We start from the raw sequence: 24,147 nt of genomic DNA, 5'->3' as shown, positions 1-24,147 counted from the left end.
ATAGAGGCAGTGGAATAAAAACCAGGATGGAGGAATGATCATGAGAAAGAGAGTGTTGGCGCTGCTGCTTGTAACTGTGATGTTCATATTAGGCAGCTGGTGGGGGATGACAAGACAGTTCGTGGTGCATGCGGCAGAGCCGGATGAATCACGGGCAGGGACTGTAGAGGAGACGTATGTCAACCCCATTTATCAGGATGTGGTCAGCGAAGAGGATCTGACGGCCACTGCAGAAAATGGAATCGCGACATATGCAGAACCGGAATACGAGACGGATGAAAGTGTTCAGAATATTGCATCTATCATTCGTGAAAATATGATTCAGCGGGAAAGTATCATTACTGTATATTATAAGTCCGAACAGGAATATGATAATACGAAGCTGAAAAGCTGGGTAGAACTGGCAATGGCAGAAACGGAGGATTCGCATGCAGGGGATTATCTCCGCTGGACCTATGCGGGATACAAAGCCAGTATTTCTTATTCTTCCTCTCAGGGGATGTGGTACTATACATATACGATTAACATGACGTATTATACGACTGCAGAGCAGGAAGCGGAATTGGATGCAGCACTGACATCGCTTCTGGCAGAACTTGGAGTCAGGGATGCCGGTATGGCGGATTATGACAAAGTAAAAAAGATCTACGACTATATCTGCAGCAATGTTACCTATGATTATGACAATCTGGATGATGATACATATAAGCTGAAATATACCGCATATGCGGCACTGATTCATAAGACGGCAGTCTGCCAGGGATATGCGGCTCTGGTCTACCGGATGATGGAAGATGCAGGGGTGGATACACGACTGGTCTCCGGCACCGGAGGCGGGGGAGCGCATGGATGGAATATTGTGAAACTGGGCTCCAGATATTATTATCTGGATTCTACCTGGGATGCGGGCAATAAAACTTACCGTTATTTTTTGAAAGGAACCTCTGATTTTAGTGGACACACACCGGAGAGTGCATTTTTAAGTTCCTATGCGCTTGCGGATACGGCCTATGCAGTAACCGGAATGACACTGGAAAGAACGGCTCTTGAATTACGGACAGGAGATATCGATACGTTGGCGGTAGCGATAGAACCGGATGGTTCCGGAGAAGGAGAGAGCGTTACATGGAGCAGCAGTAATGAGACGGTGGCTGTCGTAGACGGACAGGGAACCGTGACAGCTGTCGGGGTCGGCCAGGCAGTGATTACGGCCAAGGCCGCCGGAAGACTGGCACAGTGTACAGTAAATGTTACAGAATTACCTGAAGTTACCAGCATAAAAGCAGTACTTACAGAAAACGGGGCAGAAATCACCTGGGGTGCTGTAGACGGGGCAGACAGTTACCACATCAGCGTTGCAGAAGCAATGGAAGACGGGACGCCGGTATGGGGAGATCTGATCGGAACTTCTGCCAAATGCAGTTTCTTGTATTCCTGGGATGATATCAGAAGTGACTGTGAGCCGGAAGTGCTGGAAGGTCATGAATGGGTATTGCGATATTCTGTTGCGGCAGTTTCTGATGGAGAGATCATTGCAAGATCCAGGCTGTATGATCTGACAGTGTCTCATGCATGGAGTGAGGAATATACCATAGATCAGGAAGCGACGTGTACCGAAGCCGGAAGCGAAAGCATCCACTGCAGCGTATGTGATGAAGTGAAGGAAAACTCGGCAAGAGAGATTCCGATGAAAGAACACAGCTGGGACAGTGGAAGGGTGACTACGGAAGCAACGTGTACGGCGGACGGCGAAAAGACCTATACCTGTACAGTCTGCAAAAAGACCCGGATAGAAAAGATCGAAGCGACCGGTCATATCTGGAATGAGGAATATACCATAGATCAGGAAGCGACATGTACGGCAGTGGGAAGCGAGAGCATCCACTGCAGCGTGTGTGATGAAGTGAAGGAGAACTCGGCAAGAGAGATTCCGATGAAGGAACACAGCTGGGACAGTGGAAAGGTGACCGAAGAAGCGACGTGTACGGCGGACGGTGAAAAGACTTTCACGTGCAGGGACTGCGGAATCACCAGAACGGAAACGATTTCTGCAACAGGACATGCATATGGGGAATGGCAGACGGTAAAAGAAGCAACGACTGCGGAAGAAGGATATAAGAAACGTGTGTGCAGCAAATGTGGCGATGAAGAGATTCAGAGTATTCCGAAACTCCCGGGCAGTGAGTGGAAACAGAATTCCAAAGGCTGGTGGTATGAGAATCCGGACGGAACTTATCCGACAAGCTGCTGGATGCAGATTGATGGCAGCTGGTATTACTTCAGCGCTTCCGGATATCGTATGGAAGGATGGCAGAAAATCAAAAATATCTGGTACTATTTTGACCCGGAGACTGGAATTATGTATGAAGAGCAGTGGCTGGAACTGGGAGGAAAGAAGTATTATCTGAATAGTAGCGGAGCGATGGCAACAGGTTGGCTGGAACTGGAAGAAGGCTGGTATTATCTGAATGGAAGCGGAGTCAGAGTGACCGGCTGGCTCAGTTCGGGAGGGAAGTGGTATTACCTGAATCCGTTAACCGGGGTCATGCTTGAACATGAATGGCTGGTACTGAATGGAAGTAACTACTATCTGGAGAGCGACGGAGCGATGGCAACGGGCTGGCTCAAACTGGATGATAAGTGGTATTATCTGAACAGCAGCGGTGCGAGATTGATCGGCTGGCAGAAGATCGGAAGTGTCTGGTATTACTTTGAACCGTCCACGGGCATTATGCTCGAACAAGAATGGCTGGAAGATACGTATTATCTGAAGAGTGGCGGAGCAATGGCAATGGGCTGGCAGAAAATCGGTGAAGATTATTATTACTTTACTTCCGGTGGAAAAAAAGTGACCGGCAAATGGGTAGGCAATTACTATCTGCTTGAAGATGGTGTCATGGCAACAGGACAATGGGTTGACCAGGGAAGATATTATGTGGATGAATCCGGAAAATGGGTTCCTGGTATGACACCGTAAAAGGATAGTATATGTTTTTGAGAGGCTGTAGGATAAGTCTATGATCAGGATCGCAGAACCGGCATTGCCGGTTTCGGCGATCCTTCACTTTTGATATCTTGATGGTATTTTTTCAATTCTTTTTCATACATAGAATTGATATCGGATATTTTGATGGTAAATTTCAAGAAAAACTTCATGTATAGAATTGATATTTGATTTTTTGATGGTTCTTCTTACAAAGACTGGTTTTGAACAGGTCAAAACCGGACCTGATTTTTTTGATCGGCTAAGCTTTTTCCGTTCGGAAAAGATTCGGCAGTCCGTAACATGGATCTTAAAAGGTTAGATTTTTGAAATGAAATATTACTTTTTCGCACTGTCTTGCTTGAATAATTTTTGTTTTTTTGCAATAATACAGGCTAGAATATAATGGATAAAAGAGGTATTTTTATGAATTGTAGAAAGCGATATGTGCTTTTGATGATGATGGCAATTCTTTTTCTGTGCAATTCCAGGCAAGTGGAAGCAGCCGGAGAGGAGACTCGGATTCACTTTATATCACTGAACAGTGCTACGGATGCCATACTGTTGGAAAGTAACGGACATTATGGCATGGTGGATTCTGGTGAGGACTGGGATTATCCGGACGGCACAGATTATCCGCTTCGGTATGGCGTGACGACAAATTTGGGATATGAGCAGCAGGTAATTCATTATCTGGAACAGCTGGGAGTAAAAAAGCTGGATTTTTATATTGCGACACATGCTCACAGTGACCATATCGGGTCAGGGGATGAGATACTCAGGCATTTTCCGACAGACAGATTATATATTGGAAGATATGATGACTCTTATATGCTGGATGCACATGGGCGAGATAAAAATGATCCTTATTATGTATCGGATGCAAAGGAGTATCGCCTGTGGGATAATCAATATGTATATGATTGCCTGATTCATGCCGCAAAAGAGACCGGTGCCGAGATTATTACAGATCTGGATCTGGAGGAGCATGCGAATGAACGGTCCTTCACTATGGGTGATATGTCAATTGATATCATGAATTATGAGAGGTTTCGCGATGAAGAGGGTAATATTGTTCCGGTATCAAGTGAGAATCTTAACAGCCTGGTTGTAAAAGTGGAAGCTTATGGAAGGGTTGCGCTGCTGACTTCAGATCTGGAACCGACGGACGGTGACAGTATTAAGATTGCACTTCAGTTGATCGATGAGCTGGAAGACACCAATTCGAATCAGGATCCGGTTCCGGATATAGAAGAGAATGGAACCGAGGAGCAGCCGGATGATGATATAAGGGATAATCCGGATGATCGTTCCGACCAGGCAGAGGAGATGATGGAAGGCTATAAAGAAGAACTGTTGGAGGATATTTTTGCACTGCAGGGAATCAATGATATGATCAATGAGGCATGGCCGAACACAGGAACCACAATTACGCTGGATCTGATGAAAATGTGCCACCATGCGATAGACTATAATAATACTACGTATTTCCTGACTTCTCTGAATCCGGAAACCGTGGTGGTTACCAACAGCATAGACAGTATCAGTATACGTGAAAGATCCTGCCTTCCGGATGCACAGATGTATGCGACCAATTCTGATTCTGCTTCGGTCATTGCCACGTTTACAGCAGAGGGAATACAGACAGAATATACAGAACTGACACCGGGATGGCAGCGAATCGATGGCACCTGGTATTATTTTGATAAGAATGGCCGGACGCTTCCACAGGGAGCGCATGAGGCAGCCGGCAGATGGTTTTATTTTGACCGGTATGGAGGACTGAGCCAGACCGGATGGATCCAGGAGAACGATAACTGGTATTATGCGGAACCTTATACCAGAAGACTTTGCATCGGCTGGAAGACATTGAACGGCAAAAGATATTATTTTGATGAGTCTGGAGTCATGCAGAAAAATACGATGATGGAAGGGGTATATCTGGGAGAAGACGGTGCTGTGATACCGGGATATATTCCATCCGGCTGGGTGAGAAATGAAGGACACTGGAGCTACTATACAGCGGATGGAACACTGAGTGTAAGCTGCTGGAAATATCTGAGCCGGCACTGGTATTATTTTGATGAGAATGGCTGGATGGTGACCGGCTGGCAGAAGATCGGTGGTAAGTGGTATTATATGTATGACAGTGGTATCATGGCTTCCGGCACATGGATCGGAAACAGCTATGTAGATGCCTCTGGAGTATGGATACCGAATGCGGCGAAGAACGAATGGCTGTTATCCGGTGGCAGATGGTGGTATCGGCATGGAGATGGGAGCTATACCAGATCCGGCTGGGAATCCATTGACGGAAAGTATTATTATTTTGATTCAGAAGGCTGGATGGTGACTGGCTGGCAGAAAAGCAATGGCTTCTGGTATTATCTGCTGGAATCCGGGGAGATGTATTGCAACGGTTGGAAGATGATTAATCAATGCTGGTATTATTTTGATGAGTCCGGAAGGATGATGACCGGATGGTTTCCGTGGAATGGGAAGACGTATTACTTTCAGAAGAACGGGGCGATGGCAAAAGACTGGAACTATATCGACGGAAACTATTATTACTTTTATTCGGACGGAGTGATGGCATATGATGTGTGGATTAATGGATTTTATCTGGATGTATCAGGCGCATGGATTCCGGATAAAGCATAGTGACACATTTTATTTCCAGAAAAGAAAGGGGTAATCATGAAGAACGTAAAGCGGATAATATGGAAAACTCTTGGCGGTCTTTTTTTCTGTTTCTTTTTGATGGGAGCTGTTACATTGAGGGTAAATGCACAGATGGAAACGCAGACGGCGGGATCGTCTCTGGGAAAAGAGGTTGAGGATACAGACGGAAAAGTGGCAGCAGATGCAGGGAAGGCAAGATCCCTGGCAGGCTGGAAAGAAAATGAAACGGGAAAGTGGTATGAGTATAGTGACGGCAGTTATCCGGTCAGTTCATGGAGAAAAATAGATGGTCTGTGGTATTATTTTGATGCAAATGGATATCTGGTAGAGGATAACAGCCATGAAGAGGGAACCATCAAGGGGATTGATGTATCACAGTGGCAGGGAGACATCAATTGGCAGGCTGTAAAGAATGATGGGATAGAATATGCCTTTATCCGGCTTGGATATGGAAGTCAGAAACTGGATACTTATTATCAGAAGAATATAAAAAGTGCGAATCAGGTCGGGCTTCCGGTCGGAGTCTATTATTACAGTATGGCCAAGAGTGAGAGTCAGGCGATTCTGGATGCACAATTCGTAATTAAAAATCTGTCCGGATATACGGTATCATATCCGGTTGTTATTGATCTTGAAGATTCTTCACTGATCGGACTCGGAAAGACGCAGATCGGAAAGATCGCGAAAGCATTCTGTGATGAGATCCGTCTGGCAGGATATACGCCGATGCTTTATTGTAACGAATACTGGTATACGAACAATATCGACATGAATCAGATGCCGGATGTGACACGGTGGATTGCAAGATACAGCTATACATATGATGATTCGATTTCCAGAGATATCTGGCAGTGCTGCAGTACAGGACGCGTGAATGGTATCTACGGCAATGTGGATATTGATTTTGGGTATGTAGATTATACCGATGTGATCACACCGAGAAGCGAGGCTGTATCCGGATATTATTATCGAACCGGTATCTGGAGAGAAGATGGAACCGGCTTGTGGTACCAGTATCTGAAAGGCGGATATCCTGCAAATAAATGGGAAAAAATCGGAGGAAGCTGGTATTGGTTTGACAGCCGGGGATACATGGCCACGGGCTGGATCCGGCAAAATGGAATCTGGTATTATCTGTCAGAAAATGGTATGATGGCTACTGGATGGAAACAGATTGATGCAATCTGGTATTACTTTAATAGTTCCGGCGCGATGGTCACGGGCTGGATCAAGTCGTCCGGTAAATGGTATTATCTGGGAGCTGACGGGGCAATGATCACGGGCTGGATCAAGTCGTCCGGTAAATGGTACTATCTGGGAGCTGACGGGGCAATGGTTACGGGCTGGAATCCGGTAGACGGGATTACATATTATTGCGATGAAAACGGAGCGATGGTTACCGACTGGAGGAAGATAGACGGAATCTGGTATTATTTCAGAACCTCCGGGGCAATGGCAACCGGCTGGATCAAGTCATCCGGCAAATGGTATTACCTGGACACAGATGGAAAGATGATGACCGGCTGGCTGATACTGGATGATGGAACCTATTATCTGTATGCAAACGGGGCGATGACAACGGGGATTCAGACAATAGAGGGAGTATCTTATGAGTTTGGAGCGGATGGAAGATGCCAAAACAGATAAGATGACGAAATAATCAAGAAGGGAAACGTATATGGCAGGGAAGAAGATTGGTAAAAAAGTGAGAAGTATGATGGCAGCTGTGTTAGCGACTGTGCTGATTCCAATGACCGTTTCTGCGGAAAATGTACAGGATACTTCTGCAAAACAGGAGATGGAGACAGCGATAGAAACTGCAGGAGAGATCGTGGAAGAGATACAGATTCCGGAGACGCTGCAAAGTGTGACAGTGAATGGACGATGGGTACAATCCGGCGGTTACTGGTATTTTCTTCAGACCAACGGACAACATGTGAAGAACAGCACATTGACGATCGGTGGATCTACTTATTATTTTGATGCAAATGGAAGAATGAAGACCGGATGGTATAATGCCGGAGGTAATATCTGGTATTATTTTGACAGTTCCGGGGCAATGGTTACCGGATGGAAGAAGATTGACGGTAAATGGTACTACTTTCACGAAGCTGCTAATGTGGAATCTGGAAAGGGGTTCATGTACAGCGGAAAGATATTTGGCGAGACAGAAGGCATAGCAGAGATTGCAGGCGTGCTTTACCGGTTTAATTCAAATGGATCTCTTTATGTGGGATGGTATACATACAATGGACTCAGCATGTATTTTTCTGTGAATGGAGCAGTAGATTCCGGATGGGTGTCTATTGATGGAACGTATTATTACTTTAAAGACGGGAATGTGCAGAGAACCGGGTTCACACCAATTGGTGATAAGGTTTATTTCCTGGATCTATCTACAGGAGCAATGGTGACCGGCTGGCTGTCGCTTGGTGGTTCCTGGTATTATTTCTCGGGAAACGGAGCGATGGTAACAGAGTGGAATAAGATTGGCGGTAAATGGTATTATCTGGATCCATCTACCGGAATTATGGTGACAGGCTGGCTGCCGGAAGGAGGACATACTTATTATCTGAATCCGTCCAGTGGAGCAATGCTGACGGGCTGGCAGAAGATTGATGATGAGTGGTATTATTTTAATGGAAGCGGATATCTTCAGACGGGCTGGCAGAAAGTAAATAACGTATGGTACTTCCTGGATGCCGAAACTGGAGTCATGGTGACAGGCTGGTCAACGGATGAAAAAGGGAATACCTATTATCTGAATCCATCCAGTGGAGCAATGCTGACGGGCTGGCAGAAAATAGAAGGCTATGATTATTACTTTAATGCCAGCGGAGTCTTGAAGAAAGATACCTGGATTGGCAATTATTATGTGGATGAATCCGGCAGATGGATTCCGGGAAAAACAAAATAAAGGAACATTACAGGACTGCTGCATAATCATTTGTGATCATGCAGCAGATTTTTTGGCATAATCTGGGGACTGTTATCTGATATGAGGAGTAGATTTTATTGCACAATTATGATACAATAACTTAGTATGCATAAATGTATGCAGAAAGGAAGTTATTATGGGATACAAACAGTATGATCCGGCAGTTCTGAAAAGGATTCAGGAAGAAGAACTGGGAATTTTAAAGGAATTTGTAAGAATCTGTAATAAATATGATATTCAGTATTTTGCAGTATTTGGAACGAATATCGGAGTTGTCCGTCATCATGGGTTTATTCCGTGGGATGATGATATGGATTTTGGAATGCTCAGAGAAGAATATGAGAAATTCTTAAGAGTTGCTCCGAAAGAAATAGAGGGACACTATGAGATTGCAGGTCCGGACCGTCCGGAAAAGTTTTATAATTTTGTCAGTAAGTTTTATAAAAAAGGAACAAGATTTGCAACGATCTACGATCATGGTAATTTTAATATGGGGATCAATATAGATATTTTTGTCTTTGACGGTCTTGCAGAAGATGCGAAAGAGAGGAAGAAACAGATCCGACGTTCCATGATGCTTCGAAGTATCTATATGATGAAGAATGTTAACTTTTATGTGAGTACGGTACATAAAAAAGGGAAACTTTTCAAGCGTCTCACATGTGGAGCATTGCACTATCTGTTAAATCTGCTTCCAGTTTCGAATGAATATCTCTGTAAAAAATGGAAAGAAAATGCAACACGTTATAACGGAAAGTCATCTGTGGTGACACAGTTTAATGATACTATGATCGAGGAGAGCGCAATCAATCTAAGTGAACTGGAACATCTGGTTGAGCTTCCGTTTGAAGATATTATGGTAAAAGTACCGGCGAATTACGACCAGATTCTGCGGGCGATGTATGGGGATTATATGCAGCTTCCACCGCCGGAGAAGCGCCAGAACCATTATCCGTATATTTTAAAGTTTGAGGAGGATGAATCATGAAACGAGTAATTACTTATGGAACATTTGATCTGCTTCATTATGGACATATTAATCTGCTTCGCAGAGCCAAACAGTATGGGGATTATCTGATTGTTGCTCTGTCTACGGATGAATTTAACTGGAATGAAAAACAGAAAAAATGCTATTTTACATATGAAGAGAGAAAGAAACTGCTGGAAGCAATCCGTTATGTAGATCTGGTTATTCCGGAAGAAGGATGGGAACAGAAAGTAACGGATGTAAAAGAGTATCATGTGGATACTTTTGTGATGGGAGATGACTGGGAAGGCAAGTTTGATTTCTTAAAAGAACAGTGTGAGGTTGTCTATCTTCCGCGAACTCCGGAGATTTCTACAACTCAGATCAAGAAAGATCTGAAGGTATCAAAGTAAGAAGGGGCAGTGGAGGAGTTCATGGGATTTAAAAGTGAGACAAGCAGCCGTTCAAAATTTGTATGGAATATGATCGGAAGTATGTGCAATGCACTTTCTTCTTTTGTATTGCTGACTGCAGTCACAAGAATTAATGGAGCTTCGGATGCCGGTCTGTTTTCTCTGGCTTTTTCGACGGCTCAGCTTTTGACAACGATCAGTTGTTTTGAAACCAGGGCAATTCAGGCAACAGATGTAAAAGAAGAGTATAAGTTTAAGGTTTACTTTACATTTCGTGTATGTACCTGTATCTGTATGATGCTGGCGGCAGTTGGTTTTATCTGGTTTCATCATTATACCGGGGCGGATGCTGTGATTATCTTTTTCATCTGTCTGTATAAAGCGATTGATGGTATCTCTGATTCCTATCAGGGAATGTTTCAGCAAAAAGGAAGGATCGATCTTTCCGGACAAGCTCTGGGAATACGTGTAATCTTAAGCACCATAGGATTTATTCTGGTACTTTTCGTTACGAATAATCTGGTACTTGCCAGTTTTTCCATGGTGGGAATTTCGATTGTTTTTATCTGTTGTTTTGACCGTTCCAGATCTGTACATTTTGACCGTGCCGGACTTCTATGGGATGGACACAGCATGAAGGGACTGTTTCGGGAATGTTTTCCGCTTTTTATCGGAAGCTTTATGATCAATTATGTGGTAAATGCTTCCAAATATTCGATTGAAGCCTATTCGACAAAAGAGATGCAGGCGTATTATGGATTTCTTCTGATGCCGGCTTTTGTGATCAATCTGTTCAGTCTCTTTGCGTTCCGTCCGATGATGACGCCGATGGCAGTTGCATGGAATGACAGAGATATGAAGAGCTTCAACCGGATTATCATTACGTCCTGTGCATGGGCTTCATTCCTGACGGTCGGGGGAGTGCTGGGGGCATATCTTCTGGGAGTTCCGATTCTGAATCTGGTGTCCGGAGTGGATCTTGGAGCGTATAGAACAGAGCTGTGCTTTGTAATGTTCGGCGGTGGTCTGAATGCACTGATCACCATCTTCTATTATGTGCTTGCGGTCTTAAGACAACAGAAGATGATTGTGGTCAGTTATGGAGTCGGTTTTGCCGGAGCATTAGTATTTACTCCGATTCTTGTGAAACGTATGGATATCACAGGAGCGGTCATAGGGTACATTGTTCCGATGCTGCTTGTGGATGTCGTGATGTTTGTTGTAATGCTTTGGTGTATACGGAGAAAGAAGGTCAGTGAACATGAGTAACGGAAAAAAATATTGTATATTTTCGGCCCAGTATCTTCCGCATATGGGAGGTGTAGAGCGTTATACCTATAATCTGTCAAAGCAATTGATAAAGGATGGAAATGAGGTAGTAGTGGTTACATCTAATATCTATCATCTTCCTGCAAGTGAGCGGATGGATGGAATTCTGGTTTATCGTGTTCCTTGTTTTAACTTGCTGGAGGGAAGGTATCCGGTGCTGAAACCTAATAAAGAATTCTGGAAGATTCACAGGAGACTGAAAAGAGAAAAGTTTGATATGTTTTTGGTAAATACCAGATTTTATCCTCATTCGTTATATGGAATGATTTTAGCAAAGAGAAAAAAATGTCCATGCATAACAGTGGAACATGGAACCAGTCATCTTTCAGTGCACAGTCGCTTCTGGGATACCGTGGGTGGTGTGTTTGAGCATATGTTGACAAGGGTTGACCGCTTGTTTTGTAAGAATTATTATGGAGTATCAGAGGCCTGTAATCAGTGGCTCCGACATTTTCATATCCAGGCAAGAGGAGTAGTATATAATTCGATTGATCTGGAAGATATTCGAACAATCAGGAACAATGCAGTTCCTGTTTTTCGTGAAAAATATCATATCCCGGAGGATGCAACTGTAATTTCATTTACCGGAAGACTTCTGGAGGAAAAAGGCTTGCCAAGTCTTTTGAATGTGGTGGAAGAGATATGCAAAAAAAGAAAAGATGTCTATCTTTTTATCGCAGGTGATGGAGATCTGGAAGAAGAAGTGAGAAGAAGAAAAACAGAGCATATTATTCCACTTGGAAGGATTGATTTTGAGAAGGTCGTATCTTTGCTGAATGAGACAGATATTTTCTGCCTTCCGTCTTTTTCAGAAGGATTTTCCACATCTATTCTGGAAGCGGCAGCATGTCAGTGTTATGTTGTAACAACGGCCAGGGGCGGTGCCAAAGAGTTGTTGATCAATGATGCGTATGGAAGTGTAATTCCGGATAATAAAGAGGAAAATCTTCTTCCTGCATTGGAAAAGGCAATTCATAATCCGGAACATCGAAAAAAAGCAGTGGAACTGACCTATCAGAGGCTGAAGAACTGTTTTACATGGGAGATTGCGGCAAAACAGGTAGAAACAATATGTGAAAAAAGTAATATACAGAAAGTGTGTAAGAGGTAACCAGATGAAAAATGCGGAATATAAGGAATATGAGCCGGAAGTATTGAAAAAACTACAGAAAGTCCAGACGGAGATTCTGGAGGACTATATTAAAGTGTGTGAGAAATATGATCTGACATATTTTATGCTTGGAGGTACTGGAATTGGAGTTGTTCGTCATCAGGGCTTTATTCCGTGGGATGATGACATTGATGTCGCAATGCCTAGAGAAGATTATGACAGATTTATGGAAATAATGGAATCGGAGATGGGTGATAAATATAAGATTCTTACACCTCTTGTTGATAAAAATTACGCATGTAATGTTACACATCTTCAGAAAAAAGGAACGAAATTTGTACCATACACATCTCGAAAGATGAAGTGCGATCTATGCATTGACATAGATATTTTTCCGTTAGATCATATGCCGGATGATCCGAAAAAAAGAAAAAAACAGTTGAAAAAAACATGGATTTTGAATAAACTGATTTTTTTGTGTGGCACACCGACGCCGATTATTCCATTAGAAGGATATAAGAAGCAGATCGCGTCTGTGATTTGTGCGATTGCGCATTATGGATTGAAGATACTTCATGTTTCACCAAGGTTTTTATATAAATGTCTGATTCGGGAGGCAACAAGATATAATCATGAACCTTCGAAATATATCAATGCATTCGAAGTTACGATGTCTCATAAAGCATATATTTCAGAAAAAGAGTTGTATCCACTTAAGAAGATGCCGTTTGAGCATTTGATGGTAAATATGCCGAATGACTATGATACTTATCTGAGACGGTTGTTTGGAGATTATATGCAGGTTCCGCCGCCGGAAAAGAGAGTGAACCACTGTCCATATATCTTAGAGTTTGGAGATGAAGGAGAAGCAAGGTAATGGAAAAAGAATTACTAATTATTATTCCTGCTTATAATGAAGAAGAGAATATTGAAAATGTAGTAAATTTTATCAGGGAAAAATATTCACAATATGATTATATTGTTGTAAACGATGGATCCAAAGATCGTACAGCAGAAATATGTCGGGAAAAAGGATATGAGCTATTAGATCTTCCGGTCAATCTTGGACTGGCGGGTGCGTTTCAGGCAGGTCTGAAGTATGCACATAAACAGAATTATTCTTATGCAATACAGTTTGATGCAGACGGACAGCACAGACCGGAATTTATTAAACCTATGCTGGAACGGATTAAGGAAGGGTATGACATTGTAATCGGTTCCAGATTTGTGAATGAACGTAAGAGTGGATCGCTTAGAATGATCGGAAGCAGAATGTTAACTGTAGCAATTAAGATGACGACGGGGGTCAGAATCTCTGATCCGACCTCTGGAATGAGAATGTTCTCAAAACCGATGATAGAGGAGTTTGCTAAGAATTTGAATTATGGACCAGAACCGGATACCGTGTCATATCTTTTGAAAAATGGAGCAAAAGTATCAGAGGTTCAGGTCAGGATGGAAGAGCGGCAATTTGGAGAAAGTTATCTGAATCTGACGAGATCGGCATCTTATATGCTGAAGATGATGATTTCGATATTGTTGGTTCAGAACTTTAGAAAACGAGCATAAGAGGAAATGATATGTCAGGCTTATTAAGAATTTTATTAATTGTCAGCGCAGTATTGATGCTGCTGTTTATGCTGCGCAAGATCAGGCAGTCAAAATTAAAAATTGAATATACGGTATTTTGGATTTTATTTGCAAGTATTTTAACTATTATGGGAATTTTCCCAAAAGTATTTTATAAAATATCTGATTTTATCGGATTCCAGTCACCGATTAGTATGGTTTTTCTGGTTGTCATATTTGTACTGATTGTTCGGATGTTTTTTATGACGATTCAGATATCACAGCTGGAGAATAAGATCGATAATCTGGTTCAGCAGATCGCGATCGATCGAAAAACAGATCAGGATAGGGATGAAGAATAATTATGAAAGAATATATGATATGTTTCCTGTTTTGGGGATGCTTTATAGTACTTTTGTACTGTTTGGGGAGAGCGCTTTTTCCTCAGAAGAATCATCACTCTGAGAGTCTGCTCCTGGGATATCTGGGATACAGTGCTGCTGTAGGCGCGGGCGGAATTGTGATTCAGTTTCTGAATCTGAAATGGATGTATTTTGAGATCTATATGGTACTCGTCTGGTGTGTGATCTTTGGCTATATCGTATATCGGGTCAAAAAGAAGAAAGTACGTTTGTTTCAGGGAACACTTGCAGATCTTCTGAAGGAGAACTGGGTAGCGATTCTGGTGTGTGTGATTCTTACGGCACTGCTTCTTTTGTATTATAATGCATACTGGTACGGGAATCATCTGGACGACGGATACTATATTACCAAGATAGCGACAATGCCGTATAATGCGACCGGTTTTCGAACCAATTACTCGGTAGGCGTCGGAAAGAGCGGGATTGATTCTTATGTATTGAATACCTGGGAGCTGGAAGCTTCGGTGTATGTGAAGCTGCTTGGCGTAAGTGTAACTCTGTTTTTGAGACTGTTTCAGTCCGCGTTTCACATTTTCCTGATGGTGAATTGTGTACTCGTCTTTGCATACAGGATATTTGAAGTAATCGACTGCAGACTTGAGAAAAAGGAAATTCAGATTCCATGTGTGATTTTGATCTTATTTGGAACATATTATCTGTTCCTGCAGGATACGAATCTGTTCTTTTTGAGAGATGCATGGCAGTTTAATTCCGGAATGTTTCTCGGATCATCGGTAGTCCGAATGCTGGGAATCTTTCTTCTTCTGTTTGAGTACATCGGTGCGGAAAAGATCACGAAAGAAACGGTATTGGGTGTAATGTTGATTTCATTCGTCCTGATCACAAAATCATCAACGGCGCTTCCGTTGATTGTGATTGTGGCATATGCGTATCTGTCTACCTGGCTGATTGTGATGGGACAGAAAAAAATGATAAAGGCAGCAGGCGCTTTGCTGATCGTGCTGTGGGGAATTACAAGTGTGATTGTTCCGAACAGTATTAACCAGCAGACAGAGGTGTTTCTGTATGGAAGAATTGCCCTTCGTTCGCCGGTATTTATCGTGTGTACCATAATATTCATTGCTAGTTTCTGGCTGAAGAATCGTGCAGTGAATCAACTGAACGCAACGGTTATTCTGATGATAGCAATGATGATGGTTCCGCAGTTCAACGATATCTTTGAGCAGCTTTCCATGTATGCGTTTGTGGCAGGAAGAACATGGACGGTGCTGGGATATACTTATATTGCATTGAATTCGATCTATTTGTATATCATGTTGAGAAAAGCAGTAAAGATGAAATGGGCAGTACAGGGTGCCTACGGAGTAATGGCAGCTGCGTCAACAGCGGTAGCAGTCATTTCTTTTCAGATGTATGGCGGAGAGCTGTTCCTGACAGAGGAACCTCCGGTAAAGGCAGACCTGAAAGCGAACCTGAATGTAATCTACAATAACCATTACTTTGTTCCGAATTCTTCTATCCTTCTGGGAAAGGATCTGGAAACGCTGCAGGAAGAAAACGGAGAACAGCTGTATGTGGTGTGTCCGGAACTCGTTGCGATTGACGGCGCTGCACATTCTCTGGCTTCCCAGATCAGGATCTTTGCGCCGGATATCATATCCGTGTCGGCGGTAAATCGATATTCTGTGGATGAAGACTGCGTATTATATGGATATGAACAAAGCGTGTATGACGAATTTGTATGCAGTCCCGGGGATGCAAGTGCAGAAAAATTTGCGGAGGCGGTGAAAAAGTATGGCATAAACTGTGTGCTTACGATTAATGCTGACTGTGAAAACTATCTGGAAGAGATGGGATTTGAGTGTTATAAACAGGCAGGAGACAATATTTATTATATCTGGTATCGACAGTAGGACTTGAGGGAATGAAAATACTTGAAAAATATATCGAAATGAACAAAATAAGAGGGGTCATATCTGCGGTTGTACTTATCTTGTTTCTTACAGCGTGGGAATTACTTCCGAAGAGTTTCTCTTCTACATATACGCATGTGGAATATGTACTTGTGCTTGTGTTGTGCGTGTTATCCGGAGTGAAGATTAAGGGTCTGGAAAAATATCAGGGAATCTTTTGTGTTATCCTTCTTCTGGTTTCTCCTGCAGTCTGCCTGTTTGATACAGAAGTGGTGGTGGAGAATCCACTGCGGGATATGACATTTTTGATGGTGACACTGAATTATGCGATCTATTTCCTGGGATTTCTGGTCTTATATGTTCTTACCAACCGAATCCGTATTGCAGTTCCTGTAGGGATGACGGTATTTACCATCTATTCTCTCGCCAATAGTTTTGTGCTGGAATTTCGCGGGTATGGAATCCGAACAAGTGATGTCTATGCAATACAGACGGCTATGAATGTATCGAAAGGGTATGAACTGACGTTTACCTATAAAAGAGCAGATATCATTCTGATCGCGTTAATGGTAGTCCTGATTGCAATTCATTGTGAATACAGGACAAAGGGAAAAGGGAGCAGAATACTGGCAGGATTCGTGACACTGTGCTATATGCTGGCTTTATATCTGGTGTTCTGGAATGATGATTTTATGACGGACAATTATATAAAACCTTATCAATGGGAGATTACAGCCAGTGCAGAATATCATGGCGCCTTTCTGGACTTCTGCGCCGGAATCCCGTATCTTTCGGTGGAAAGTCCACAGGGGTATTCTGAGGCGAAGGCAAAAGAGATTGAACAGACATATATGGAAAAAGAAAGCGATGTTCTTTCCGTCGAGACAGACCTGAATGGTAAAAAGCCGGACGTGATCGTGATCATGAATGAGTCTTTTTCTGATCTGACACGAAACGGTGGCTTTACGACGGATCAGCCATATCTGGAATATTTTGAGAGCCTGCAGGAAAATGTGATACGTGGATATACAAGCGTTCCTGTATTTGGAGGGCTGACTGCAAACTCAGAATTTGAGTTTATGACCGGCTTTTCCAATGCGTTTTTCCCGACTGGAGTCATGGCTTATCAGAATTATGTAAAGGACAGTACTCCGAATCTGAATGACTGGATGAAGGAACAGGGATACTACAGTATCTTTATGCATCCGATGAGTTCCAGTGGCTGGAACCGGAAAAACGTCTATGAATCTTTCGGATTTGATGAGGCTTATTATCTGTCTGACTGGCTGAATAAAGAATACATTCGAAGTGCAATATCGGACAGAAGCGATTATAAGGATCTGATTCAGCGATATGAGGATGCAAAGGAAGAGAACGAGCAGGTGTTTTTGTTTAATGTAACCATGCAGAATCACGGAGGTTACATGGATGCAGAATATGGAAGTTCAGTGCATATCACGGATATGGAAGGTTACTACCCTCAGACGGAGCAATATCTCAGCCTTATGAAAGAATCGGATCAGGCGCTGAGGGAATTGATAGCCTACTTTTCAGAAGCAGAAGATCCGGTGCTGATCTGCATGTTTGGAGATCATCAGCCGTCTGTAGAACAGGAATTTTATGATGAACTGCAGAGCAGATCCGGAAATTCTGAGGTGGTAAAGCTGGCAAGTCAGCACCAGACCCCGTTTATCCTGTATGCCAATTATGATATAGAGGAACAGAATTATGAAAATATCAGTCTCAATTATCTGCAGGTACTGCTGATGGAGGCAGCAGGGCTTCCGCTTACAGACTATCAGAGTTATCTGAAGGGATTGTATGAAGAATATCCGGTCGTAAATGTCAATGGTACCATGGATAAAGAAGGCAACTGGTATGACTGGACACAGGCAGAAGAACTGGAAGCGGTGAAAGGATATTACATCGTACAGTACTGGCAGCTTTTTGGAGGTGGAAAATAGCAGGTGCAGGCGTTGTGCTTGATATTTTGTATACATGATGATATAATGTGCAAAAGAAACTTATAAAATTGGAGGTCAGATATGAGAACGTATCTAGTAACTGGTGGGGCCGGATTTATTGGTTCTAACTATATTCACTATATGTTTAAGAAGTATGATAACGAGATTCGTATTATTAATGTAGACAAGCTCACTTATGCAGGAAACCTTGAGAATCTGAAGGATGTTGAAGATAGGGACAACTATACATTTGTAAGGGCTGATATCTGTGATGCAGATGCGATCAATCAGATTTTTGAAGAGAATGACATTGACCGTGTTGTTCATTTCGCGGCAGAGAGCCATGTAGACAGAAGTATTAAGAATCCGGATGTGTTTGTGAAGACAAATGTACTTGGAACACTGGTAATGCTGAATGCGGCCAAGGCTGCATGGGAGCTGGAGGATGGTACATTCAGGGAAGATAAGAAATTTCTTCATGTATCCACGGATGAGGTATACGGATCTCTCGAGGAAGAGGGAGAATACTTCTATGAGACGACACCGTACGATCCGCACAGCCCGTATTCCGCAAGTAAAGCATCTTCGGACATGCTGGTAAAATCTTATATGGATACTTATAAGTTCCCTGCGAATATTACAAACTGCAGTAATAACTACGGACCTTATCAGTTCCCGGAAAAGCTGATTCCTCTGATCATCAACAATGCGCTTCAGGGCAAAAAACTTCCGGTATATGGTGATGGAAAGAATGTCAGAGACTGGCTCTATGTGGAAGACCATGCCAAGGGTATTGATATGGTACAGGAGAAGGGACGGCTGTTTGAGACTTATAATATCGGCGGACATAATGAAAAGCAGAATATTGAGATTATTCATATTATTCTGGATACATTACAGGAGATGCTGCCGGAAGGTGATCCGAGAAAAGAACTGGTAAGTGAAGATCTGATCACTTATGTGACAGACCGCAAGGGTCATGACAGACGCTATGCAATTGCTCCGGATAAGATCAAGGCAGAGGTCGGCTGGGTGCCGGATACCATGTTTGCAGAAGGAATTAAAAAGACGATCAAGTGGTTCTTTGAACATGAAGAATGGATGAAGAATGTTACGAGCGGAGATTATCAGAAGTATTACGAGGACATGTATAACAAATAGAGCAGACAGCAGTATCGCAAGATACTGCTAGTTTGCGTTAATAAGTGATTATTAATTAGGAGGTTTTTTATGAAAGGTATTATTTTGGCAGGCGGATCAGGAACAAGATTGTATCCATTAACACAGGTAACCAGTAAGCAGCTGCTTCCAATCTATGATAAACCGATGATCTATTATCCGCTCAGCATTCTGATGGAAGCTGGGATCAGGGAGATTCTGATTATTTCCACACCGGATGATACACCTCGTTTTGAAGAACTTCTTGGGGATGGAAGCCAGTTTGGAATTCATCTGAGTTATAAAGTGCAGCCATCACCGGACGGACTTGCTCAGGCATTTCTGATCGGAGAAGATTTTATTGACGGTGACAGCTGTGCAATGGTTCTTGGAGATAATATCTTCCATGGTCATGGCCTTAGAAAGAGACTTTTGTCAGCTGCAAAGAAACAGGATGGAGCAACTGTATTCGGGTATTATGTGGATGATCCGGAGAGATTCGGCGTCGTGGAATTCAATGAAGAAGGAAAGGCTGTGTCTCTGGAGGAAAAACCAAAGGTTCCAAAGTCTAATTATGCAGTGACGGGTCTGTATTTTTATGATAATCGTGTCGTAGAGTACGCAAAGCAGATCAGGCCAAGTGCCCGTGGAGAACTGGAGATCACAGATCTGAACCGTATCTATCTGGAAAACGGTAATCTGGATGTAACTTTATTGGGTCAGGGCTTTACATGGCTGGATACCGGAACGCATGAGTCACTGGTGGATGCGACAAACTTTGTAAAGACGGTTGAGACACATCAGAACCGTAAGATCGCGTGTCTGGAAGAGATTGCTTTCAATAACGGCTGGATTGACAAGGGGAAACTGGAAGAAGCGTGCGAATTATATCAGAAGAATCAGTACGGAAGTTATTTAAGAGATGTGCTGGAAGGAAAGTTCATTGAACAGGAATTTGTAGGATAATTGGAGAGGGAAAAATGGGAAAGATAACAGTAGAAACATGTGACATCGAAGGATTGAAAGTGATTACGCCGACTGTGTTTGGAGATGAGAGAGGTTATTTCATGGAGACTTATAATTATAATGATTATAGGGCTGCCGGGATTGACATGGAGTTTGTGCAGGATAATCAGTCCAGTTCCAAAAAAGGAGTGCTCAGAGGACTGCATTTTCAGATCAATTATCCGCAGGATAAGCTGGTAAGAGTCGTAAGCGGAGAAGTCTTTGATGTGGCGGTAGACTTAAGAAAAGGTTCGCCTACGTATGGACAGTGGTACGGTGTGATTCTGTCTGCAGAAAATAAAAAGCAGTTTTTTATTCCGAAGAATTTTGCACATGGGTTCATTGTACTGTCTGATTCTGCAGAATTTGCATATAAGTGTACGGATTTTTATCATCCGAACGATGAAGGCGGAATCATGTGGAACGATCCGGATATTGGGATTGACTGGCCGATTCCGGAAGGCGTAGAACTTACAATATCTGAGAAAGATAAAAAATGGGGCGGTATCAGGGCCTTAGACATATAGAGGAGAACAAACAGTGACATATATAGAGAATTTTAAAAAATTTCAGCCATTGTTATATGAACTGGTCGCAAGAGATGTAAAGATCAAATACCGGAAGTCTGTACTGGGGGTTCTGTGGACACTTTTGAATCCTCTTTTGATGATGGTCATCCTGTCCATTGTGTTTTCCAATTTGTTCAAATTCGATATAGAGAATTATTCTTTATATCTTCTGTCAGGACAGATTTTATTTAACTTTTATAATGAATCAACGTCCGGAGCAATGACATCAATCCTTGGAAATGCAGCGCTGATCAAAAAAGTGTATATTCCAAAGTATCTGTTTGTGCTTTCCAGGATTGCTTCAAGTTCGATCAATATTCTGTCATCGTTCTGCGCATTGATTCTTGTTATGTTATTTACAAGAACAGAGCTGCATTTTACAATGTTTCTTGTCGTTATTCCGCTGGGATATTTGATTGTCTTTTCATTGGGAATCGGTCTGATCCTGGCTGCGCTGGCAGTAAAATTCCGGGATGTGATACATCTGTATACGGTGTTTTTAACGGCACTGATGTATCTGACTCCGATTATTTATCCGATCAGTATGCTTCCGGACTGGGTCAGAATGATCGTGAATCTGAATCCGCTTACCGGCATCCTGAATATTTTCAGAGATGTGATGATCTATAATGCGGTTCCAACGATCGGAGAATTCCTGATCTCCTTTGTGGTAGTTACCGTGACCCTGGTATTTGGATTGTGGGTATTCTATAGGCAGCAGGATGAATTTATATTAAATCTGTAGGAATAAAGGGAGAGAATCAATGGAAGATACGATTATAAAGGTGGATCATGTTTCGATGAGATTCAATCTTGCGTCTGAAAAAGTAGATAATATGAAGGAATACTTTATCAGACGTCTGAAAAAGAAGATGGGTTATGATGAATTCTGGGCGTTGCAGGATATTAATTTTGAAGTAAAAAGAGGAGATTCCGTTGCATTGATCGGACTGAATGGATGTGGAAAGAGTACTCTGTTAAAAACCATTGCCGGGGTGCTGAAGCCGACGAAAGGATCTGTTACGGTTGGCGGGACGATCGCACCGATGATCGAACTGGGTGCCGGATTTGACATGGATCTTACGGCAAGAGAAAATGTTTTCCTGAATGGAGCAATTCTTGGATATGGCAGAAAAGAAATGAATGAATTCTATGACGGAATCGTTGACTTTTCGGAATTGGAAGAGTTTATGGATGTACCGATCAAAAATTTCTCTTCCGGTATGCTTGCGAGACTGGCATTTGCGATTGCGACGATCGGGACTCCTGACGTGCTGATCGTGGATGAGGTGTTGTCTGTAGGAGATTTCAGATTTCAGGAGAAGTGTGAAAAGAGAATTCAGGGAATGATGAAAGAAGATACGACCATTCTTTTTGTGTCACACAGTATTGATCAGGTTAAGAAAATCTGCAAAAGAGCGATATGGATTGAAAAGGGACATATTCGTGAGGATGGAACGAGTGAAGAAGTTGGCAGCAGATTTGAAAGAGCCTATTATGCAGGCAAATTAGAAGAGTAGAAGGTTGGAATGAGCATGAAGATAGCAAAAAAGATCTGTCTTATTGTATTAGTGATAATACTGGCAGGAGTATATTCTTATGGTGTATGGCCCAGAGCAATCTATGACACGGATATCGGAAGTGGTTCCTATGAAAATACAGGGGCGCTGGACGGAAACCAGATGATGCAGCAGCAGTTTACCTGTGAAGATCAGGGCCTGTGTGGATTCAGTATCAAATTAACCAAATTGAATAATCAGAAGATCGGCAATTACAACTGGACGATTATGGAGACGGAATCGGGAAAAGAGATCGCAAATGGGATCATTAATGAGTCAATGACTGAAAATGATGCATTTGAGAGTTCGAATGCCCAGAAAAGGGGAAATATCAAACTGGATTTTCCGAGACAGGAGAACAGTAAAGGTAAGCATTATCTGCTTACACTTCAGGCAGAAGATGTAGACGAAGAGGAAAGTGTAGCAGTATATATGACGGAAAAAGGAGATACAGACAGTGTGCTGAAGGTAAATGGAGATAATCTGGAGAAAGCCAGCATCATCAAGCTTCAGTATAAGAGATTTAATGTGGAGACATTCATTGTGTTCCTTGGTATTATGTTGTATCTCGGAGTATTTATTAAGTTTATGTACAAATTATTCAGATAGAAAAGGAGCAGGATATGGATATTTCTATAGTGATTCCAACAAAAAATGCAGGAGAGCTGTTTGATAAAGTGCTGGAGAGGGTATTTAAGCAGGAGACAGAATACGAATATGAAGTCATCTGTGTTGATTCTGGATCAAGTGATCAGACGCTGTCCATCATTCAAAAGTATCCGTGTCGGTTATATCAGATACCGGCTTCTGAATTCGGACATGGGAAAACCCGTGTCTATGGAGCATCAAAGGGAACGGGAGAATACATTGTGTTTATTACGCAGGATGCCATGCCTGCTTCAAAGAAATGGCTGCAGAATTTTATCGATGCGATGAAATCAGACCCGGAAATTGTCGGAGGGTTTGGAATTCATTATCCATATCCGGACTGTAATGTGATTGATAAACGGGATCTGTATTATCACTTCAAGAACTTTGGAGAGGATAACACGATCTTCCAGTTGACCGATGAGAACCGGGAGAGATATGAGACAGAAGAAGGATACCGTCATCTGCTGTCATTTTTCTCTGACAATAATTCCTGTATTCGAAGAGATATTTTTGAAAAATATCCTTATGAAGATGTGAATTTTGCAGAAGATCAGATCTGGGCAAAGAAGATGATTGAACTTGGATTCAAAAAGCTTTACTGTCCGTATGCGCCGGTATATCATTCACACAATTACAAGTTATCTACATATTTTACCCGGTATTTTGATGAATATAAGGGATTATACTATCTGCAGAATTTCAGAATATCTACCAGCTGGTTCAAGCTGCCGCTTCAGGTGGCGAAGCATATTCTGGCAGATGCAAAATATATCCGGCATCTTGATATGACAAAAAAAGAAAAAATCTATTGGTGTAAATATTCCGTATGCAGGAATCTGAGTCGTTATTATGGCGGGTATCTGGGGGGCAAATATGACAGCTATCCGGCTGGTGTACAGAAGTGGCTGGATCGCAGAGTATCACAGCAATATAAACAAAGAAAGGCATAAGGT

General features: G+C 42.4%; 20 protein-coding genes. All 20 read left to right on the top strand.

Annotated features, from left to right (window positions below; genetic code table 11):
* The first annotated feature begins 40 nt into the window (after positions 1–40).
* The 20 genes from JQM82_RS00595 (at position 41) to JQM82_RS00500 (ending at position 24,144) form a co-directional block, all read left to right on the top strand.
* A complete protein-coding gene (locus tag JQM82_RS00595) occupies positions 41–2,977 on the top strand; it encodes a transglutaminase domain-containing protein (RefSeq protein ID WP_235247903.1) in 2,937 nt (978 codons plus the stop codon).
* Positions 2,978–3,409: 432 nt separating this feature from the next.
* Positions 3,410–5,644, top strand: a complete 2,235-nt coding sequence (locus JQM82_RS00590) for an MBL fold metallo-hydrolase (RefSeq protein ID WP_235247902.1) — start codon at positions 3,410–3,412, stop codon at positions 5,642–5,644.
* A gap of 36 nt (positions 5,645–5,680) precedes the next feature.
* Entirely contained in the window at positions 5,681–7,312 is a 1,632-nt protein-coding gene (locus tag JQM82_RS00585; RefSeq protein WP_235247901.1) for a GH25 family lysozyme, read from the top strand.
* Between the two features lie 31 nt (positions 7,313–7,343).
* On the top strand, positions 7,344–8,582 hold the full coding sequence (locus tag JQM82_RS00580) for a hypothetical protein (RefSeq protein WP_235247899.1): 1,239 nt from the start codon (positions 7,344–7,346) through the stop codon (positions 8,580–8,582).
* A 157-nt stretch (positions 8,583–8,739) separates the two neighbouring features.
* Positions 8,740–9,591 (top strand): LicD family protein, encoded by an 852-nt coding sequence (locus JQM82_RS00575; protein ID WP_235247897.1) that lies wholly within the window; start codon positions 8,740–8,742, stop codon positions 9,589–9,591.
* Complete coding sequence (tagD, locus tag JQM82_RS00570; RefSeq protein ID WP_235247896.1) at positions 9,588–9,983, top strand: glycerol-3-phosphate cytidylyltransferase; 396 nt, start codon at positions 9,588–9,590, stop codon at positions 9,981–9,983. Before JQM82_RS00575 ends, tagD begins: the two co-directional genes overlap by 4 nt.
* Positions 9,984–10,004: 21 nt before the next feature.
* Positions 10,005–11,252 carry a lipopolysaccharide biosynthesis protein gene (locus JQM82_RS00565; protein ID WP_235247894.1) on the top strand — a complete coding sequence of 416 codons (1,248 nt, stop codon included), beginning with the start codon at positions 10,005–10,007 and terminating at the stop codon, positions 11,250–11,252.
* Positions 11,245–12,423: a glycosyltransferase family 4 protein gene (locus JQM82_RS00560; protein ID WP_235247892.1), complete on the top strand. Its 1,179-nt coding sequence runs from the start codon at positions 11,245–11,247 to the stop codon at positions 12,421–12,423. Before JQM82_RS00565 ends, JQM82_RS00560 begins: the two co-directional genes overlap by 8 nt.
* A 4-nt stretch (positions 12,424–12,427) precedes the next feature.
* A complete protein-coding gene (locus tag JQM82_RS00555; RefSeq protein ID WP_235247890.1) occupies positions 12,428–13,300 on the top strand; it encodes a LicD family protein in 873 nt (290 codons plus the stop codon).
* Positions 13,300–13,992, top strand: coding sequence for a glycosyltransferase family 2 protein (locus tag JQM82_RS00550; RefSeq protein ID WP_235247888.1), 693 nt, complete (start codon positions 13,300–13,302; stop codon positions 13,990–13,992). The genes JQM82_RS00555 and JQM82_RS00550 overlap by 1 nt, the downstream gene beginning before the upstream one ends.
* Before the next feature lie 11 nt (positions 13,993–14,003).
* Positions 14,004–14,354: a DUF2304 domain-containing protein gene (locus tag JQM82_RS00545; protein ID WP_235247886.1), complete on the top strand. Its 351-nt coding sequence runs from the start codon at positions 14,004–14,006 to the stop codon at positions 14,352–14,354.
* A gap of 2 nt (positions 14,355–14,356) precedes the next feature.
* On the top strand, positions 14,357–16,288 hold the full coding sequence (locus JQM82_RS00540; RefSeq protein ID WP_235247885.1) for a DUF6077 domain-containing protein: 1,932 nt from the start codon (positions 14,357–14,359) through the stop codon (positions 16,286–16,288).
* A gap of 11 nt (positions 16,289–16,299) precedes the next feature.
* Positions 16,300–18,252 (top strand): LTA synthase family protein, encoded by a 1,953-nt coding sequence (locus JQM82_RS00535; RefSeq protein ID WP_235247884.1) that lies wholly within the window; start codon positions 16,300–16,302, stop codon positions 18,250–18,252.
* An 81-nt stretch (positions 18,253–18,333) separates the two neighbouring features.
* Positions 18,334–19,413, top strand: coding sequence for a dTDP-glucose 4,6-dehydratase (gene rfbB / locus JQM82_RS00530; RefSeq protein ID WP_235247883.1), 1,080 nt, complete (start codon positions 18,334–18,336; stop codon positions 19,411–19,413).
* 69 nt (positions 19,414–19,482) lie between these two features.
* On the top strand, positions 19,483–20,376 hold the full coding sequence (rfbA, locus tag JQM82_RS00525; protein WP_235247882.1) for a glucose-1-phosphate thymidylyltransferase RfbA: 894 nt from the start codon (positions 19,483–19,485) through the stop codon (positions 20,374–20,376).
* Between the two features lie 14 nt (positions 20,377–20,390).
* A complete protein-coding gene (rfbC, locus tag JQM82_RS00520; RefSeq protein ID WP_235247881.1) occupies positions 20,391–20,942 on the top strand; it encodes a dTDP-4-dehydrorhamnose 3,5-epimerase in 552 nt (183 codons plus the stop codon).
* A 13-nt stretch (positions 20,943–20,955) separates the two neighbouring features.
* On the top strand, positions 20,956–21,729 hold the full coding sequence (locus JQM82_RS00515) for an ABC transporter permease (protein ID WP_235247880.1): 774 nt from the start codon (positions 20,956–20,958) through the stop codon (positions 21,727–21,729).
* Between the two features lie 19 nt (positions 21,730–21,748).
* On the top strand, positions 21,749–22,504 hold the full coding sequence (locus JQM82_RS00510; RefSeq protein WP_235247878.1) for an ABC transporter ATP-binding protein: 756 nt from the start codon (positions 21,749–21,751) through the stop codon (positions 22,502–22,504).
* A 15-nt stretch (positions 22,505–22,519) separates the two neighbouring features.
* Complete coding sequence (locus JQM82_RS00505; protein ID WP_235247877.1) at positions 22,520–23,152, top strand: hypothetical protein; 633 nt, start codon at positions 22,520–22,522, stop codon at positions 23,150–23,152.
* Positions 23,153–23,166: 14 nt separating this feature from the next.
* On the top strand, positions 23,167–24,144 hold the full coding sequence (locus JQM82_RS00500; protein ID WP_235247876.1) for a glycosyltransferase family 2 protein: 978 nt from the start codon (positions 23,167–23,169) through the stop codon (positions 24,142–24,144).
* Positions 24,145–24,147 lie beyond the last annotated feature (3 nt).

Origin of the sequence: Faecalicatena contorta, assembly GCF_021531995.1 — a bacterium.
Taxonomy (GTDB): domain Bacteria; phylum Bacillota; class Clostridia; order Lachnospirales; family Lachnospiraceae; genus Dorea_A; species Dorea_A contorta_A.
Note: the sequence above shows the minus strand (reverse complement) of the source record. Positions and strands in the feature narration are given on the sequence as shown.

Excerpts from the sequence above, each read along its gene's own strand:
- tagD (WP_235247896.1), top strand. The coding sequence starts at position 9,588 with ATGAAACGAGTAATTACTTATGGAACATTTGATCTGCTTCATTATGGA.
- JQM82_RS00555 (WP_235247890.1), top strand. The coding sequence starts at position 12,428 with ATGAAAAATGCGGAATATAAGGAATATGAGCCGGAAGTATTGAAAAAA.
- JQM82_RS00580 (WP_235247899.1), top strand. The coding sequence starts at position 7,344 with ATGGCAGGGAAGAAGATTGGTAAAAAAGTGAGAAGTATGATGGCAGCT.
- JQM82_RS00505 (WP_235247877.1), top strand. The coding sequence starts at position 22,520 with ATGAAGATAGCAAAAAAGATCTGTCTTATTGTATTAGTGATAATACTG.
- rfbB (WP_235247883.1), top strand. The coding sequence starts at position 18,334 with ATGAGAACGTATCTAGTAACTGGTGGGGCCGGATTTATTGGTTCTAAC.
- JQM82_RS00590 (WP_235247902.1), top strand. The coding sequence starts at position 3,410 with ATGAATTGTAGAAAGCGATATGTGCTTTTGATGATGATGGCAATTCTT.
- JQM82_RS00510 (WP_235247878.1), top strand. The coding sequence starts at position 21,749 with ATGGAAGATACGATTATAAAGGTGGATCATGTTTCGATGAGATTCAAT.
- JQM82_RS00585 (WP_235247901.1), top strand. The coding sequence starts at position 5,681 with ATGAAGAACGTAAAGCGGATAATATGGAAAACTCTTGGCGGTCTTTTT.
- JQM82_RS00565 (WP_235247894.1), top strand. The coding sequence starts at position 10,005 with ATGGGATTTAAAAGTGAGACAAGCAGCCGTTCAAAATTTGTATGGAAT.
- JQM82_RS00560 (WP_235247892.1), top strand. The coding sequence starts at position 11,245 with ATGAGTAACGGAAAAAAATATTGTATATTTTCGGCCCAGTATCTTCCG.
- JQM82_RS00540 (WP_235247885.1), top strand. The coding sequence starts at position 14,357 with ATGAAAGAATATATGATATGTTTCCTGTTTTGGGGATGCTTTATAGTA.
- JQM82_RS00535 (WP_235247884.1), top strand. The coding sequence starts at position 16,300 with ATGAAAATACTTGAAAAATATATCGAAATGAACAAAATAAGAGGGGTC.
- JQM82_RS00500 (WP_235247876.1), top strand. The coding sequence starts at position 23,167 with ATGGATATTTCTATAGTGATTCCAACAAAAAATGCAGGAGAGCTGTTT.
- JQM82_RS00550 (WP_235247888.1), top strand. The coding sequence starts at position 13,300 with ATGGAAAAAGAATTACTAATTATTATTCCTGCTTATAATGAAGAAGAG.
- rfbA (WP_235247882.1), top strand. The coding sequence starts at position 19,483 with ATGAAAGGTATTATTTTGGCAGGCGGATCAGGAACAAGATTGTATCCA.
- JQM82_RS00575 (WP_235247897.1), top strand. The coding sequence starts at position 8,740 with ATGGGATACAAACAGTATGATCCGGCAGTTCTGAAAAGGATTCAGGAA.
- rfbC (WP_235247881.1), top strand. The coding sequence starts at position 20,391 with ATGGGAAAGATAACAGTAGAAACATGTGACATCGAAGGATTGAAAGTG.
- JQM82_RS00545 (WP_235247886.1), top strand. The coding sequence starts at position 14,004 with ATGTCAGGCTTATTAAGAATTTTATTAATTGTCAGCGCAGTATTGATG.
- JQM82_RS00595 (WP_235247903.1), top strand. The coding sequence starts at position 41 with ATGAGAAAGAGAGTGTTGGCGCTGCTGCTTGTAACTGTGATGTTCATA.